The sequence below is a fragment of the Algoriphagus sp. oki45 genome, from assembly GCF_036245605.1.
GTDB lineage: Bacteria > Bacteroidota > Bacteroidia > Cytophagales > Cyclobacteriaceae > Algoriphagus.
The window spans coordinates 1868028-1885823 of record NZ_BTPC01000001.1; the positions used below are offsets into that span (position 1 = coordinate 1868028).

General features: G+C 43.9%; 12 protein-coding genes. 11 read left to right on the forward strand and 1 reads right to left on the reverse strand.

Annotated elements, in window-relative coordinates; translation table 11 throughout:
- Positions 1-67 precede the first annotated feature (67 nt).
- From nrfH to AAA942_RS08175, 9 genes are all read left to right on the forward strand, one after another.
- On the forward strand, positions 68-709 hold the full coding sequence (gene nrfH / locus AAA942_RS08135; RefSeq protein ID WP_338219741.1) for a cytochrome c nitrite reductase small subunit: 642 nt from the start codon (positions 68-70) through the stop codon (positions 707-709).
- A 2-nt stretch (positions 710-711) separates the two neighbouring features.
- Complete coding sequence (gene nrfA, locus AAA942_RS08140) at positions 712-2205, forward strand: ammonia-forming cytochrome c nitrite reductase (protein ID WP_338219742.1); 1494 nt, start codon at positions 712-714, stop codon at positions 2203-2205.
- Between the two features lie 11 nt (positions 2206-2216).
- Positions 2217-3530, forward strand: a complete 1314-nt coding sequence (locus tag AAA942_RS08145; RefSeq protein WP_338219743.1) for a hypothetical protein — start codon at positions 2217-2219, stop codon at positions 3528-3530.
- A 30-nt stretch (positions 3531-3560) separates the two neighbouring features.
- Positions 3561-6665, forward strand: coding sequence for a cytochrome c biogenesis protein (locus tag AAA942_RS08150; RefSeq protein ID WP_338219744.1), 3105 nt, complete (start codon positions 3561-3563; stop codon positions 6663-6665).
- 84 nt (positions 6666-6749) lie between these two features.
- Positions 6750-9158, forward strand: coding sequence for an alpha/beta hydrolase family protein (locus AAA942_RS08155; RefSeq protein ID WP_338219745.1), 2409 nt, complete (start codon positions 6750-6752; stop codon positions 9156-9158).
- A gap of 12 nt (positions 9159-9170) precedes the next feature.
- Positions 9171-10703 carry an ArnT family glycosyltransferase gene (locus tag AAA942_RS08160; RefSeq protein WP_338219746.1) on the forward strand — a complete coding sequence of 511 codons (1533 nt, stop codon included), beginning with the start codon at positions 9171-9173 and terminating at the stop codon, positions 10701-10703.
- Positions 10704-10775: 72 nt separating this feature from the next.
- Complete coding sequence (locus AAA942_RS08165) at positions 10776-11540, forward strand: DUF6090 family protein (RefSeq protein WP_338219747.1); 765 nt, start codon at positions 10776-10778, stop codon at positions 11538-11540.
- Positions 11541-11825: 285 nt separating this feature from the next.
- Entirely contained in the window at positions 11826-12473 is a 648-nt protein-coding gene (locus tag AAA942_RS08170) for a sterol desaturase family protein (protein ID WP_338219748.1), read from the forward strand.
- A 91-nt stretch (positions 12474-12564) separates the two neighbouring features.
- Positions 12565-12918, forward strand: a complete 354-nt coding sequence (locus AAA942_RS08175; protein WP_338219749.1) for a hypothetical protein — start codon at positions 12565-12567, stop codon at positions 12916-12918.
- Between the two features lie 145 nt (positions 12919-13063).
- Here the strand turns inward: AAA942_RS08175 and AAA942_RS08180 are convergent, their stop codons facing one another.
- Positions 13064-15538 (reverse strand): S9 family peptidase, encoded by a 2475-nt coding sequence (locus AAA942_RS08180; protein ID WP_338219750.1) that lies wholly within the window; start codon positions 15536-15538, stop codon positions 13064-13066.
- A 247-nt stretch (positions 15539-15785) separates the two neighbouring features.
- Here AAA942_RS08180 and AAA942_RS08185 point away from each other — a divergent pair, with 247 nt between their 5' ends.
- Together AAA942_RS08185 and AAA942_RS08190 are read left to right on the forward strand one after the other, a co-directional pair.
- Positions 15786-16661, forward strand: a complete 876-nt coding sequence (locus AAA942_RS08185; protein WP_338219751.1) for a UDP-2,3-diacylglucosamine diphosphatase — start codon at positions 15786-15788, stop codon at positions 16659-16661.
- The gene (locus AAA942_RS08190) at positions 16661-17794 is read left to right on the forward strand and encodes a glycosyltransferase family protein (protein ID WP_338219752.1); all 1134 of its coding nucleotides are present in this window, start codon (positions 16661-16663) and stop codon (positions 17792-17794) included. The genes AAA942_RS08185 and AAA942_RS08190 overlap by 1 nt, the downstream gene beginning before the upstream one ends.
- The last annotated feature ends 2 nt before the right edge of the window (positions 17795-17796 follow it).

A 17796-nucleotide genomic window follows, 5' to 3' on the forward strand; every position in this document is an offset into this window, starting at 1 on the left:
ATCGACTGACATTCGTCATGTTTACTCAAATGCTTATGGGTTACTTTTGGTCACAAACCTTTAGATTGTGGCACTTCCCCAAAAACTTAAGCGGTTTCTTTTTGAGAAAAGTCTTGTCCCCCCAAAAAAATGGAGACCAGCGGCCACTTTTGTAGTTGCCATCATTTTTGGCTTGGGCATCTTCCTGTTGGATTTCTCCAATGCTTCTTCTTATTTATCGGATGATCCTCAGGCTTGCGTGAACTGCCACATCATGCAGCCCCAATACATTACCTGGACTCATAGCTCCCACCGGGAAGTGGCCAGTTGTAATGATTGCCATGTCCCCCATAACAATGTGGCAAATAAATATTTTTTCAAAGCCAAAGACGGCTTGTACCATGCCTCGGTCTTTACGATGCGTGCAGAACCTCAGGTCATCAGAGCTAGACAACCATCCATAGAAGTCATTCAGGCCAATTGCGTCCGTTGCCACCAAGATCAAGTGACCGATGCAAAAATGGAGGCCTTTGTCCAAGACCATACTGCCAATAGAACAGATAGAACCTGCTGGGAATGCCATCGGGATATCCCTCATGGGAGAGTAAGAAGCCTCTCAGCGGTCGGAGCGCAAATAGAACCTATCAAAGAATACGCTTCACCAGATCTTTCTATCGTACCAAAGTGGCTCAAAGAGTCCATGAATACCCAGCAATCCAACCCCAAGTAATTATGAAAAACTGGATCCTTTTCCTTGTAACCGCCGCTGCCGCCTTTTTACTTGGCCTTTTGGCAGTCAATATTTTTGAACGGAAATCCGAAGCTAAATATGCTTACCAGCCCAAAGTTGAACTGGAAGGGCTGGAGCCCCGTGATTCTGTATGGGGATTGAATTATCCCCGTCAATACCAATCCTACATGAAAACTAGGGACACTACTTTCCATAGCATGTATGGGACTTCGGGTCATAAAGACATGCTGGACTCAGATCCGGAGCTAGTGGTTCTTTGGGCGGGATATGGATTTAGCAAAGATTACAATGCTCCAAAGGGACATGCCTGGGCGGTGGAAGATATCAATAAAACCCTTCGAACCGGCGCACCCATGAAAGCTGGAGAAGGCCCCATGCCCTCCACTTGCTGGACTTGTAAAAGTACCGATGTCCCTAGACTGATGAGTGAAATCGGGGTGGCAAATTACTATAGCCAAAAATGGTCTGATTTCGGATCTCAGATCATAAACCCCATTGGCTGTGCAGATTGCCACAATCCGAAAACCATGAAGTTGACCATTACACGGCCGGCTTTGGTTGAGGCCTTTGAAGCGATGGGAAAAGATATCAACCAAGCCTCCCATCAAGAAATGAGGTCTTTGGTCTGTGCCCAATGCCATGTGGAATATTATTTCGATAAGAAAAAGCCGGGATTGGAAAATGCCCAATACCTTACCTTCCCCTGGAAAGATGGAATGTCAGTCGAAGAAATGGAAGGGTATTATGATGCCATTGAATTTGCAGATTGGGTTCATCCACTGAGTAAAACTCCCATGCTTAAGGCTCAACATCCTGATTACGAAGTGTTCGAAATGGGAGTTCATGCAAAAAGAGGGGTAAGTTGTGCAGATTGTCATATGCCTTACCAGACTGAAGGTGGACAAAAATTTACCAACCATCACATCGGATCTCCTTTGTCCAACGTGGAAAATTCCTGTTTTGTCTGCCATCGGGAAAAAGTGGAAGACCTCGTGACAGATGTCTATGAAAGACAGCGAAAAATCAAAGAAGGAACCACTAAACTTCAGCGATTGATCGCCATGGCCCATATCGAGGCTGCCAAAGCTATAGAATTGGGAGCTTCTGAAGCCCAATTGGCACCAATACAAAAGGGAATCCGTCATGCCCAATGGAGATGGGATTATTCTGTCGCTTCTCATGGTGCGGCATTTCACGCTCCTTTGGAAACTTCCAGAATTGTTACCTCCGCCACCGAAATCATCCAGGAAACGCGCATTGAGCTAAGCCGAGTTTTGGCCTCCTTAGGGTACAACCAACCAGTGCCTATGCCTGATTTCTCAAGTAAAAGTGCCCTGCAAACCTACATTGGTTTAGATATCCCTAAAGAAAAAGCCGCCAAACAAACCTTCTTAGAACAGGTAGTTCCTCAATGGCTTAAGGAAGGAAAAGCCCGGGAAGCCTCTAAAAAAGTAAATACCATCAGTAGCAGATAACCCATTCTCCTATGAAATCCTACAAACTAATCCTTGGATTAGCGGCCATGGTCATGCTAATCCCCTTGAAATCTTTTGCCCAATTTACAGTAGATGGTCAGATTCTGGTTAGAAGTGAATTCAGAAATGGCTACAACAAACCCATCCAAGAAGGCCTGGATCCAGCCGGGTTTATCGCCCATCGAGCCAGATTACAGGCAGCTTACAAATTGGATCGGTTCAATTTCTACATGAGCGTACAGGATGTCCGAACTTGGGGCAGTACATCACAAGCAAATATTTCAGACGATTTCTTATCCGTTCATGAAGCCTGGGGAGAAGTGAATTTTGGAGAAAACTGGAAAATCAAGCTGGGAAGACAGGAACTCAACTACGACAATTTCCGATTCTTAGGGAATTTAGACTGGGCTCTCCAAGCACGATCTCATGATTTTGCCTTAGTGAAATACGAAAAGGACAAAGCCAAACTACACTTTGGAGGGGGATTTAACCAAGACGGTCAAAAACTCAACGGAAACATTTACACCATTCCCAATCAATACCGTGCAGCCCAACTTATCCGGTTTGAGAACAGCCTTGGAAAAGTAGACTACTCCTTACTTTTCTGGAATGAAGGAAGACAATGGACCACCAAAAACAGTAATGGAACCATCACCGATCAGGGAGTCCGATTTCGCCAAACTCTGGGAATTCCCACGTTGAGAACTTCAATTAAAAACACCACCTTGAGCGGATATTTCTACAGCCAGTTTGGAGAAGATGTAGCCGGAAAAAAAGTCTCTGCCTACAATGCCAGTGCACAGGTCAGTCAATTGTTGATCAATCGGGAAGATGGCAAACGCTGGAGAGCTACGCTAGGCTATGAAATCATCTCTGGAAGTGATCCAGGCAGCGAAAAAAACAATTCGTATACCCTGCAGTACGGTACTAATCACCTTTACAACGGATACATGGATTGGTATTTTGTTGGGAATACCTGGGAAAATTCGGTAGGTCTTAAAGATCTTTACCTAAGAAGCAGATACGAATTCAACCCGAAATTCTGGGTACAAACCGATTTCCACAGCTTTTCAGCCCATGCAGAACCAGGCCTTCCTTCCACCTCCTTTTCCTCTGAAAAGGGTCTGGGATCTGAGTTGGATTTTACTTTTGGTTGGATCATTCATGAGGCCGTATCTCTTCAGGGTGGATACAATAGGTATTTCCTTTCTGACACTATGAGAGGTTTACAAGGCGGAAATTTGAAAGACCAACAAAATTGGGCGTACTTAATGGTAGTATTTAGACCCACTTCCAAAGCCAAATTCATTGGGGTTCTTCAGTAAACTATTTCCTTTCTGCTTATCAACTCTTTCATGAAATTCCTTTTTTCCACCAAAGTCAGCTTAATCCTTTTAGTTCTTTTGGCCACTTCGATGGGAGTGGCTACATTTTTAGAAAATGACTATGGAACATTAGTGGCCAGAAACCTAGTCTATGAAGCCTGGTGGTTTGAGTTGGGAATGGGCTGGTTGGCCATTAATTTTCTAGCCCATGTGAAAAAGTATAGACTTCTATCCAAGGAAAAATTCGCAATTGGCCTTTTTCATCTAGCCTTTGTGGTGATCATCTTTGGCGCAGGAGTTACAAGGTATTTCAGTAAAGAAGGAGTAATTCATATTCGGGAAGGTCAGTCTCAAAGCACTTATTATTCGGCTGAAAACTACCTTCAGGTGGCGAATTCAGAGGGAAGTACCCATCTCATCGCCAAAGAATATATTCCTAAGGTCTTCCAGCCAGAGTCGATTCCATTCCAGCTTGCCGGAAAAAAGCTGGTAATCAAAGTTGAAGAATACATCCAAGGGGCCAAACAAGAATTTGGTCCTGGAGAAGAAACGCTGATTGAACTCTCGGTCCTGCAAAATGGAAACCGACAAGATTTAGTCCTTAAAAAAGGCCAAAACCTCCAACTTGGAGAATGGCTGATCAGTACAGCCGCTAATCCAGCAGCAGCCATTCAACTGGTAAAAGTGGATTCACTTTGGCAAATCCAGACCGCATTTCCTCTTCAATTAATGGACATGGCCACGCAGGAAATCGGCGTATTAGATTCATTAACAGCCTCCCCACTTAAACTCCGGACGCTTTACCAATGGGAAGAGGGAGCCATGGTAGTCAGATCTATCCAGGAAAATGTCCAAAAAATTCTTGTTGCCGAACCGGATGAAAAACTCGGCAAAGATCTCTTGGATGGCGTTAAAATTTCAGTTTGGGATGATTCAGAGAACCTTCTTCAAACTGGCTATTTTCATAAGGTAAATCGGAATCCAGAGTGGATCGACTTCTCTCTGGAAGGAAAAACCTATCGATTTACCTATGGACCAAAAGCCGAATCACTTCCTTTCGCACTTTACCTCAACGACTTCCAGCTAGAGCGATACCCGGGATCAAGTAGCCCATCCAGCTATGCGAGTGAGGTCATGGTACAAGATGGAGAAGAAAACCCTTGGCCTTTTCGGATTTTCATGAATAATGTGTTGGATTATCGTGGGTTTCGATTTTACCAATCTTCCTATGACTCAGATGAGCGAGGTACCGTATTGTCCATCAATCAAGACAGACCAGGGACTTACTTGACCTATTTGGGCTATACGCTTTTAAGTTTGGGAATGCTTTGGACTTTATTTGCTCGGGGAAGTCGCTTCCGGATGATCCTTTCAAAGCTGGGTAACCTAAATAGAGCAGCTACTATCCTCCTCCTGTTTTTAGGATTTCAGGCAAATATCTTGGCCCAAGATTCTACCCGGGTTTGGATTGTACCTGAAGAAAAAGCCAAAGCCTATGGCCGTTTGATAGTGCAGGATTTGGATGGAAGGATGAAGCCATTAAATACACTGGCTCAGGAAATTCTAAGGAAAATCTACGGAAAATCTCGGATGGAATTGGACCTCCCTTCTGGAAAATACAAGTTCAATGCCGAGCAGTTTTTATTGGCAGCGCAACTCGATCCGGAATCTTGGACCAAGCTACCTATCCTGAAAGTAGATGAAAAAAAATCCCAAGAAATCTTCGAGACATTAGGCAGAGAACCTTCTCCTTTTCTCAGTTTTTCAGACTTTATCACGGAGGAAGGTGAATATAAATTGGCCCAATTAGTGGAAGAGGTCAACCTATTAAAACCTTCCCAACGATCTGAAGGACATAATGAGGTCCTAAAAGTCGATGAACGTTTCAATATTTTCTATGGGGTTTTGGTTGGAGACTTTTTGAAAATTTATCCCAACCGATTGGATGACAACAACACCTGGTTTACAGGCCAACAGTTTACAGAAGGGTTTGAAGAGGAAGACGGCATTTTTGTCAAAAACATCGGGCCCTTGTATCTGCAATCACTCCTTCAGGGAATTGAAAGCGGGAATTGGAGCCAAGCCGATTCCACCTTGGGGTACATAGACCTTTACCAAAGAAAGGCCGGAGAGGAAGTGTATCCAGATCAATTGGCGATTGATGCGGAAATATTGTACACCAAGCTCAATCTGGGGAACAGGCTTTTCGGTGTTTTTTGGATGCTGGGATTGGTGATGCTGATTCTAGGAATTCTTGGGCTTTTTAAGGAAAACAAAGGGCTAAAAATTACTTGGAAAATTGGAAGTGCTTTGGCTTGGCTAGGATGGATGGTATTTACATTTCATCTGTCCTTACGATGGTTTATTGCCAAACATCCCCCCTGGAGTGACGGATTCGAAATGCTGGTATTTGTAGCTTGGGGAATTTTACTTTTTGGATTGGCTTTCTCCTCAAAGTCCAAATTTACGATTCCTTTGGCCTTGTTATTTTCTGGAACCCTCCTGTTTGTCAGCTTTTTGGATTGGTTAAATCCGGAGATCACCAACTTAATGCCGGTATTGAATTCCTATTGGTTAAAGATCCACGTGGCCATCATCGTCAGTAGCTATGCTCCTTTGGCTTTGTCTGCCATCCTAGGACTCATGAGTCTCTTTTTACTGATCACCAAGCCGTCCCAGCCGACTAGTTCTTGGTGGAGAGCCCAAAAAGAACTGATTGCGGTCAATGAACTTTCTCTGACCATTGGTCTTTTTTTGCTGACAATTGGTACCTTCTTAGGAGGTGTTTGGGCCAATGAAAGCTGGGGAAGATATTGGGCTTGGGATCCCAAAGAAACTTGGGCTTTAATCTCTGTCTTGGTTTACGCAGTCATTCTACACCTCCGACTTATCCCCGCCACCCGCTCCGCTTTGGTGTTTAATCTCGCCAGTCTTTGGGGATTTTCCTCCATTGTCATGACCTCATTTGGGGTAAATTATTACCTCTCCGGACTTCATTCCTATGCCAAAGGAGATCCTGTACCTGTTCCCGATTGGGTTTTTTGGGTGGTTGGAATTTTACTTTTCCTTTCAATTCTTTCTTATTTGAAATTCAAAAAACTTGATTTTGCAGAAAGGCAAAAACTACTTGTTTAACCTTTGGCTTTTACTATGAAAAGGAATCACTAGAGGAGGCTTTGTGGTTTTTTCTATAAATTCAGAAAAAACATCTCTTTTTTCATGAATTTAAAATCGCTTTCGCTCCATCTAAAATCTTGGATCGGCCTTCAACTTAAAAAAGTCAAACCCGGAAAACGCTCCATTAAAGGGGCTTCGATTGGACTTCTGGTGGGTTCTACTTTCTTTTTTACCATTGAGCTTATTGGAATGTCCATCAACTTCAATGACCGATGGATTTTGGTCCTTGGGGTCTTAGTGGTTTTGGCCGCAGTTCTCGCCAGTTATTTATCCAGTTGGTTGATAAAAAAGATCCATGAGATTCCAAAAGCCTACAAAATCACTCTATTTATTGCCCTTCCACTGTTGCTTCAAGTACGGTTTGGTGATTTCAGGATTAGCCTTTTTCTAATCCTAGTTTTGTCACTTTTGGGAGCAGGGTTGACAATTTTTAAACCTGGCCACTTCAAAAAAATGACATCTCCAAAAAAGTCTGCGGCCCTCTTGGGCTTGGTACTGGGACTGGCGGGAATAGGTTCATTTTTCTATTTTTTGGGAATAAGAGGATTGGACATGCCTCCATCGATTAATGCGGCTAGTCTTTCCAAGGAAAAAATCTCTCCTCTTACATTTGACTCTCCAGCTAGTCCGGGAACCTTTGAGGTGGAGTTTTTTACCTATGGCTCTGGAAAAGACAAACGCCGGAAAGAATTTTCGGAGGAAGTGAAATACCAAACGGCATCGGTAGATGGAACCGCATTTCTGGATGAATGGGATGGTCTTTCCGGAAAATACAGGACATTTTCCTGGGGGATTGACTTTCGTGAACTCCCGATTAACGGGAGAGTATGGAAACCTAAGGGGAAAGGTCCTTTTCCTTTGGTCTTGATCGTCCATGGCAATCATCCCATGCAGGACTATTCCGATCCGGGGTATGAATACTTGGGTGAATTATTGGCCTCAAGGGGCTTTATTTTGGTTTCAGTCGACGAAAACTTCTTGAATGGATCCTGGTCAGATATTTTTGGAGGCTTGGAAAAAGAAAATGATGCAAGGGGCTGGATGCTTTTGGAACACCTCAGGCAATGGAAAACCTGGAATGAAGATTCCTCTCATGAACTTTTTGGACAAGTAAACATGGATAGGCTTGCGCTTATCGGACACTCACGGGGAGGCGAGGCGGTCGGTCATGCAGCCATGCTGAATCAGCTGGATTACTACCCGGATGATGCAAGTATACCTTTGGGCTATCATTTTGGCATTCAATCGGTCATCGCCATCGCTCCGGTGGATGGGCAATACAAGCCCGGGGGAAGTCTGACCAAATTTTCGAACGTCAGCTACTTTACCATCCATGGAGCTCAGGATCAGGATGTAGAGTCCTTTGACGGAGCCAAGCAGTTTGAACGAATTACTTTTTCCGATTCAGTTTACCGATTCAAAGCAGGGCTGTATGTCGCCAATGCCAACCACGGGCAGTTTAATTCCAGCTGGGGAGACAATGACATGCTGGCAACTTTTTCCGGTGTACTCAACCGAGGACAATTGATGGATGCCAAAGAGCAGGAAACCATCGCCCAAGTGTATATCTCCGCCTTTTTGGAAGCTACGCTCAACCAAAAGTACGAGTACCTCCCCCTCTTTATGGATTCCAGAAAAGCCCGAAATTGGCTCCCAGAGACAATTTACCTTAATCAATTTGAAGACTCCAGAAGCCGGTATTGGGGCCGATTTGATGAGGATTTTGACGTGTTGACCATTTCTGAAGGAGGAAAGGCAATCGGAAAAAACCTGAGTGTCTGGAAAGAAGGGGAAGTCATGCCCAAATACGGGTTGAAAGGAACCCGGGCAGTTTTCTTAGGTTGGAATTACGAGGACTTTGGAAAGGATAGCTTGGATTGGGACGGGGATCAAAAGCCCTATTTACCGGATTCCATCCGTGCCAGCTATACCTTGACTTTGGGTCCCGAATCTTTCCGTCCCGATTCTAGCTCGGTGTTGATTTTTTCACTGGCTGAATCCAACGAAAGCTCCAATCCAAAAAGCAGTGGAAAGTGGGTAAAAAACAACGATGAAAATCAGGAAGAAGCTGAGCCAAAGGAAGAGTCTGAGCCGGAAGAAAAAGAGGAAGAAAAGCCCTTGACTCCTTTGGATCTTACCTTGGAGTTGGTAGATACCGAAGGAAAGCAAATTTCATTTCTCCTGAGTGAATTTTCTCCCTTGCAGCGCTTAATTCAGTCTCGGGTGATGAAAATCCAGTTTCTGGACAAAAAGGATGAGACGGAAAGCATATTCCAGATATTCCAGTTTGATTTGGAAAAATTGGCTTCTCGAAACCCGGATTTCCAGCTGGAAAAGCTCCATCAAATCCGATTCAGTTTTGACCGATCGGAGCAGGGAGCTGTGATCTTGGATCAGATCGGGTTGATGCCGAAACTTCCAATAAATTCAGAGAATAGTCCTTCACTCTAATTCTTATTCTGAATGAAAAAAGAATACCTCCTGCTGCTATTCTTTATACTCGCCAAGTTTGCGCTGCAATACTTGGCAGTGCATCCGGATTATGATTTGCAGCGGGATGAGTTTCTGCATTTGGATCAGGCCAAGCATTTGGCTTGGGGCTACCTTTCAGTGCCCCCTTTAATCTCCTGGAATTCGGTGCTGATCAATGGGCTGGGAGGCGGGGAGTTTTGGGTGAGGTTTTTTCCTGCATTGTATGGGGTTTTGACTTTGGTTTTGGCTTGGAATCTGGTCAAAAGAATCGGAGGAGGCCTTTTTGCACAAAGCCTATCGGCTATTTTTCTACTTTGCTCTGCGATGATCAGGGTCAATATCCTCTATCAGCCCAATGCAGCTGATATCCTATTTTGGACTTTGGCTTTTTACAGCTTGATTCGATGGGATCAGAATTCAAATCCGAAATGGCTCTACTTGCTTGGTCTGGCATTTGGCCTGGGAATGCTAAACAAATATTCCATTGCTTTTCTAGGATTGGGAATCCTATTCTCGTTGCTTTTGATGAAACCCCGGATTTATAAAATCAAACACCTTTATGGAGGACTGGGGGTGGCTTTTTTGCTTTTTCTCCCAAACCTGATCTGGCAAATCACCCACGGCTTTCCTGTGCTGACCCACATGCGATTGCTTCAGCAATACCAATTGGTCAATAACAGTGCAACAGGCTTTATGGCAGAACAGGCCCTATTCATTTTCCCATCTCTTCTCCTCATCCTACCGGCCCTTATTGGGTTTTTGATTTCGGATTGGGGAAAGCCTTATCGCTGGGTTTTGCTTTCTGCAGGTATGACTTTGGCGATTCTGGCATTCTTTCAGGCCAAAGGGTACTATGCCTTGGGACTTTATCCAAGTCTGTTGGCCCTATCGGCTTTCAGTCTGGAGAAAATGAGTAAAAGCGGATGGATAAGAAAACTCCGGCCAGTTGCTTTGGCCTTGCCCATTATCCTGTTTTTGCCTGCATTCAATTTAATTCATCCCACCGTTGGACCTGAAAAGATCTTAGTTTCTCCTCCAAATTATGCCAAGCTCGGCCTCAATCGCTGGGAAGATGGGAAAGAATATCCCCTTCCTCAGGACTTTGCAGATATGCTAGGCTGGAGTGAATTGGGAAGCTTGGTGGACCAAGCAGTAGACCAAATCAAGAAGCCAGGGCGAGTTTTAGTGCTCTGCGGAAATTATGGGGAAGCAGGAGCGATTAATTTTTATTCCAAAACTCCCGGTTTGGAAGCCTTCACTATGAATGCAGATTACCTGTATTGGTTTGATCTGGAGGAGCCGGTTCGTCACTTGATTTTGGTTCGAGTGGCGGAGGAGCCATTGACTGAGAGAGAAAAGGAGTTTTTCGATTCTTACACCGAGATCGGACGGATTTCTCATTCTTTGGCCCGAGAATCCGGCACCACAGTATATTTACTCCAAGGAGCCAAAGGAGATGTGAATTCAGTTCTTGAAGCAGAAATCCGGGAAGAGAAAAGGGTTTGGGAGGGAGACACTCCTTGACAAAAATCCCATTATTCTCAGGCTTTTTTAGCGGAATGCCTTAGGTTAGTCATCCAGAACCGACTGATTTTTATGAGTAGATTATTCCGAAAATTCAGAAAAGAGATCCTTGCCAAGGGAAAAATCCAAAAATATCTTCTCTATGCTTTAGGCGAAGTATTCCTGTTGGTAATCGGAATTATGATTGCCTTAGCTATCAACAACAATAACCTCAAGCGACAAAATCAGGTCAAGGAACAGGTATACCTGGTAGGATTAAAAGAGGATTTTCAGATCAGTCGGGCAAAACTCCAAGAGCTGATCAAAGTCAACCGAAACAATCTCGAAAGTGCCAAGAAGATCATTCAGGCAGACCCCAAAGACCCAAATATGGATGAAAAGCAGTTTTCCCAATGGGTATTTGAAGCCTTAGCATTTGAGATTTCATTCAGTCCAAACAACTCTCTATTGATAGAAATGGTCAGTTCTGGAAGCCTAAAAGATCTTTCCAACCCGGACTTGAGAAAGGCCTTGACGGATTGGTTGGCCACCTTGGAGGATATCCAGAAACAGGAATTGGAACTGAGCCTTCAGCGGGAAAATGTAGTCAGTATTTTTGATCAAGAAGGCTACAGCATACGCAAAGTCTTTGAAGACGCAGAAGTAACTCAGGCGTTGGAGATTCCAAACGGGGATTTTTCCGGAAGTAATCTGAAGATTTTGGAGTCCGTGTCCTTCGAAAATCGACTCCTGACTTTCATCCTTACTACTCAGGCCACGGAAGAGGCTCACTACCTTCCTCTTTTGGAAAAGCTGGAATCCATTTTGGGATTGATTGAAAAAAACAGTGAGGAATAAAACAGTGGATTTTCACTGGAAATAAGAGACCTGAAAATTCAATTCATTTTTTATTCACTACCCAGTCCTGCTTCTCAAAAGTGGAAAAATCAAATTTTCCCTTTCCTAATTTAGTCCTGATTGCTAAAGGGAAAAAAAGGGAATGATTCATTAGTGAAAATCAATAATTCTAACTCCCCTATTTTTTTCTATGCTCAATCTAATCTAATCAAAAATATCTCTCAGGCGAAATGACATCGGCGAATTAGAACGATTGAAAATACTTTCAATCAAACTTATCACGCCATGAAAAATCGAATTGAAACCTCATCCGCCGACCTTGGAAAATGCTTTTTGAAAGCCAGTCTGATTTTGACCTCTTTCCTTTTCCTTGGATTTTATTTAGAAAACACTACCCTTTCATTTGTCCTCCTTCTTTCAGCAGGCTGGTTGATGTGGACCTTTGTGGAGTATTCCATTCACCGCTTTTTGATGCATGAATTGATCGTCCCGGGAGGCAAATCAGACATCTTAAATCACCAGCACCATCATCAGCATCCACATGAACTCAAGGTAAAACCCATTCATCGGCTGAGTGTACTGATTTTGGGTATTGGAGTATTCATTATCGCATTCAAGCTCCAGAACTCCTTCACCATTTTAGCCGGGTTTATTATCGGATTCTTGATTTACAATTATTTACACTATCTCCTTCATCTTCCGATAGGAAGATATTTCCTGCCAAAAATCCAAAAAGCTCATATCCTACATCATACCCGATATCCTTATTGTGGATATAGCTTCAGTACTATTCTTTGGGACTGGTTATTTGATACCTTACCTCCTAGAGATGCAGAAGTCACAGAAAAAATGAAGGAAAATTTCTTTGGCACCTCTGGATCAATAAGGAAACAACCAAACAGGATAACTTCAGAATTGCAAATCGAACCTTGAAAAATCGATTTTCAAATCTATTATTTTTAAAAAACTATAACTTAACTAAATTCATTTCGTAAATTGAGTTTGACAATCCAACCATCCAGCTATGAAAACCATCGGATGTTTTTTAACCTTGTTTTTGGGAACCCTCGCATGGACTCAAGCTCAGGAAAAAATCGATACACTCAGTAATTCCCAAAAGGACACCATTTTGTACAATTGGAAATTCAACCCTGAATTCAAGACCGATTCCTCTCAGGAAGGAAGGATACTTCTGGACAGTGGATTTACATTTTTGCCCAAAAGCCTTAACCCCGGAGGAACGATCGACTTAACTCCCAACCCTAAATTCAGAGTGGGAATACCTACGTATCAATTACCCGATCCTCAAAGCCGAATGCCTATCAAAACCTTTGACAACTCGGTAAATTATACGATTCTGATCAAGGAATACGACTAAGTCCACTTCGCCCATAAGCACAAAAATGCCCGACTTCGTTATGAAATCGGGCTTTTCTTTTTTTTAACCAGCTTTTTAGGCTCACAGATGGCACAGATTCCCACAGATAAATACCCGAAACCTACTCACTGCAAACTTCCTACCGCTACTTATCCTTCGGCTTATCCCGCTGCATCTCAATCATATCCACTGGAGGCGGGGTATTATCTCCCAGGAGGTGACGGACAAAGTAGTCTCCCATTTTCCAGAAGAAATACTCCGTCATGTCTCCGTAGCCGTGTCTTTGGCCAGGCAAAATCACAAATTCAAACCGCTTACCGGCTTTGATTAGGGCTTCTGCCATTCGGATGGTTCCTGCCGGGTGCACATTGTTGTCCACATCTCCAGTGCTAAGCATCAAGTGACCTTTTAGATTTTTTGCCAAATCCGGGTTTTTCTCGATTTGATAGACAAAAGTCGTGTCTCCTTTCGGAGTGATGAGTTCTTTTACTCCGTGGTGCTTTTCTGACCACCAGCGATTGTAGATGTTGTTTTCATGGTTCCCTGCAGAAGAAACCGCCACTTTGAACACATCCGGGTAAACAAGCATTGCCGCAGTGGACATAAAACCACCTCCAGAATGTCCGTGAATTCCCACGCGGTTGCGGTCAATGAAAGAGTGGCGGTCTGCCAATTGATCTACTGCTGCTTTTTTATCCGCCAAACCATAGTCTCTCAAGTCTCCATAGCCATAGTTGTGATACCACTTGGATCGGGCAGGATGACCTCCACGATTGCCCAAAGTCACTACTACAAATCCAAATTGTGCCATTCGGTCAGTTCTATCCATTCCTCTTCCAAAAGACTTATTCACCGCCTCAGTCTGAGGACCGGGGTAGACATATTGTACCAATGGATATTTTCGGGTTGAGTCGAAGTCAAACGGCTTGTACATCACCCCATACAAATCGGTGATCCCATCGTCTGCTTTAAACTTAAATGGCTCTGGGAATTGATAGCCTGCAGCAAAAAGCTGACTCAAGTCTGCTGTCTCCAAATCCATCACTTTCACTCCATTTCGGTCCATCAGTACAGAAACAGGCGTTGTATTTACTCTGGAATAGTTGCTAACAAAGAAAGACGCATTGTCATTGATCTCGATGCTGTGGTTGAAATCACCAGCATTCAACAAGCTGACATTTCCTCCATCCAAGGATACACTGTACAGGTGCTCGTAGTAGGGGTCTTCTCCTTTTTCTCTTCCATTGGCTACAAAATAGACTCGGCGATTTCGAGCATCTACTCGTGCTATTCCTCCCACATGATAAGGGCCTGAGGTCAATTGTCTTTTCACAGAACCGCTCTTGTCATACAAATAAAGATGACCCCACCCGTCTCTCTCAGACCACCAAACCAGCTCATTTCCCAGGATTTCAATCTTTTCAAAATCGATATAGGTATTGCTTCTTTCCTCGATGACCACTTCTTTTTGACCGGTAGCAAGGTTCCAACGAACCACATCCACCCGCTTCAGGTCTCTACTGGTGATGGCAAAATAGAACTCATCCAGATCTCCCAACCAAGTAGCCGGACGGAAATCATCATCTCTAGTATTGGCAGGAGGTGTAGTTGACCAAAGGCTTACGGTTTGATCCTTGAAAGTGGAAATCGGCAATTTCTTCAGCTCTTTGGAATCAAAGGAAAAATGCAGCAGTTCGGTTTGGGGCTGCTCCTTTTCACCCGGCATTGCGTATTTGTAAGTCTCCAAAGTCGGTCTTGGATCCCGGGTATTGTGGATGACCCAGAGATCTTTCACTTGTCTTTGGTCAGTTCGTGTGAGGATAAACTGCTTGGAATCCGTACTCCAGAGGACCCCCACTCGCTTACGGTCATTTTTCTTCTTTTCTTCCTCCACATTGTCATCTCCACGGCCATCCCAGCCGTATTCGTAGTCTTTTTCCCCATCGGTGGTCAATTGATTTTCCACAAGGGTCGAATCTTTCTCATCCTTTACTGCCTTTAGGAAGTTTTCCTTGTCCATCCAGTAGAGGTTGAAGTTTTTGGCATAAACTACCTTGGATGAATCCGGAGCTATATTGGCCCAGGAAAGCCGCTTAGGGTCTTTTTCGTTTTCAATCTCCGTCAAGGTTTGGGAACCGATATTGAAAAGAAAAGTATGGACTTTCTTCTCCATGGAGTCCTTTGCGTTTTTGTTTTTTTCCTTGATTTCAGCCCAGTCGGACTTCAGGACATCTGCGGTGGACTTTACCTTGAATCGGATGGTATTTTCATCCTCCATCAGTTTCAGGTCATCCAACTTTAGGTGCTGACCATCAAAGGGATCTTTTACTGCTTTGGTGATTTCAGCGGCCAGTTTATCCCGATCAAAAAGCTCTGTTTTGGTTTTGCGGACAGGATCTACCACGTACCAGCGCTTGCCTTCTGTGGTTTCATATTCATACCAAAAGCGGTCGGATTTTTTCATCCAGTGGGGATCTACACTGGTCGAAAAGATCATTTTTCTCAGTTTTTCCGGAGAAAATCGAGCTGCCAGCTCATAATTTCCGGAGTAATTCTCCTCTTGGGCATATCCGGATACTGAAACCAGAATCAAGCCCATCACTAGTATAATTTTCCTCATTTGAGTTTGTTTTTCTTGTTTGCGAAGCTAAAAACCAAGAAAAAAATAGGCATTACCGCTTGTAATATTTTCTGAATTGCCGGACAAAAAGAATCGCACCAACTACTCCACCACTGCTTCCCAATTTCTCAATCCCTTAACCTTTAATTCATTTTTGCCAAAGAATATTCGGAAATCAAAACAAATACTTAACAACCTAAACATATTGGATTGATATGCTCAGTGTAGTTTTGGAAAAACCAAGAATGTGAAAACTCACTTCAAAACCATTGTCATTTCTGACGTCCATCTCGGAACCAAAGGAGCCAAAGCCAAAGAAATCGCCCGCTTTCTCAAACAGTACCAATGCGACAATCTCATCCTCAACGGAGACATTATTGATGGCTGGCAGCTCAAAAAATCAGGCAGCTGGAAACGAAAACACACCCGGTTCTTCAACCGAGTCCTGAAAATGATGGAAAATCATTCTACCCAAGTCTATTACCTCAGGGGAAATCACGATGACTTCCTTGACCAGATTCTACCGCTTCAGATCGGTAATTTGCGTATTCAAACAGACCTGATTTATGAGAGCAATGGCAAGAAATATTTCATCACTCACGGGGATGTTTTTGACAGCATCACTACCCATCTCCGGTGGATAGCCTACCTAGGAGACATGGGGTACACTTTTCTTCTTTGGCTCAACCGAGTAGTCAACCACTACCGGTTCAAGCGGGGATTACCTTATTTTTCCCTTTCCCGCTATGTCAAGTCCAAGGTAAAGTCAGCCGTTTCCTACATCGATCAATACGAAACCGAGTTGGCAAAAATGGCTAGAGCCAAAGGCTGTGACGGAATCATCTGCGGGCATATTCATCAGCCGGAAAACCGGATGATTGACGGCATTCATTACCTCAATTCCGGAGATTGGGTCGAAACTATGAGTGCTTTGGCTGAGGATCACGAGGGCAATTGGCAGTTGATTTATTACAATGAAATCGACTTTAAGCAATTGCAAACAACTGAGCTACCCAAACGCAACGAAGAAGACGACCTGCCTGAAAATGACTTCTTGCCAATGAAAAGGGTAGCTTTTGATAGACCGGGTGAGGATTTGAATCCACCATCATTCAGATTGTAATGAAGTTTCTTTTTATCGTACAGGGCGAAGGCCGCGGGCATATGACTCAGGCGATTGCCTTTGCCCGCATACTTCGTGACCAAGGTCATGAGTTGCTCGGCGTCTTGGTTGGAAAAAGCCATCGTCGCAGCATTCCGGATTTTTTTATCCGGGAGATTCAGGCCTCGATTACCCTGTTGGAAAGTCCCAACTTCGAAGCAGATGGAGCTGAGAAAAAAATCCTGCTGGGAAAAACCATCCGGAAAAACTTAGCAAAAGCTCCTGTTTTTTGGAAAAGCCTCCGGCAAATTGACCGACAAGTCAAAGATCTGAATCCGGACGTGATTTTGAATTTTTACGATCTTTTGGGCGGCCTATATTCCCTCTTGTTCCGACCAAAGGCATCCTATTGGGTGATAGGCCATCAATATCTTTCCGGACATCCTGAATTTATTTTTGCTCCGGAAAGGCGATGGGAGCGCTTCCTTTTTCGATTGAATACACAAGTCACTGCATGGGGTGCCGATGAGGTTTTAGCCCTCTCCTTTTCACCAAAAATCCCAAAGAACAAGATTAGAATCCTGCCTCCGCTTCTGAGAAAAGAAATCAAAGACTTGGTGATCCGGCAAGAGGATTTTTTCCTTGCCTATATGGTCAATCCGGGATATGGAGAAGAGGTGAAAGAATTTGCCGGAAAATATCCTCACCTCAAGATTAAGGCCTATTGGGATAAAAAAGATGCCCAAGAAGTCGAATATCCACTCCCCAATCTTACCTTTCATCGGGTCAACGACCGGACATTTTTGGAAGATATGGCCGCCTGTCGTGGTCTCGTATGTACTGCTGGATTCGAATCTGTTTGCGAAGCCATGTACTTGAAAAAACCCGTGCTAATGATTCCCGTGGCAGGTCAGTATGAACAGGCCTGTAATGCCTTGGATGCTGAAGCCTCCGGAGCAGGTATTGCAGCTCTGTGTTTTGATTTTGCACTTTTGGAAAAGGCAGAAAAAAAGGATGCCGAAGCATCCTTGATGTATCAGGAATGGGTGGATTCCTGGCCTGAACATTTTCGGGAACTGATAAAACAAGCTGGAGAAAGACAGTCAGTTTCTACTAATTCCAATGAAATGCAAGGCAATCCGGCGTTTGGGTGAAT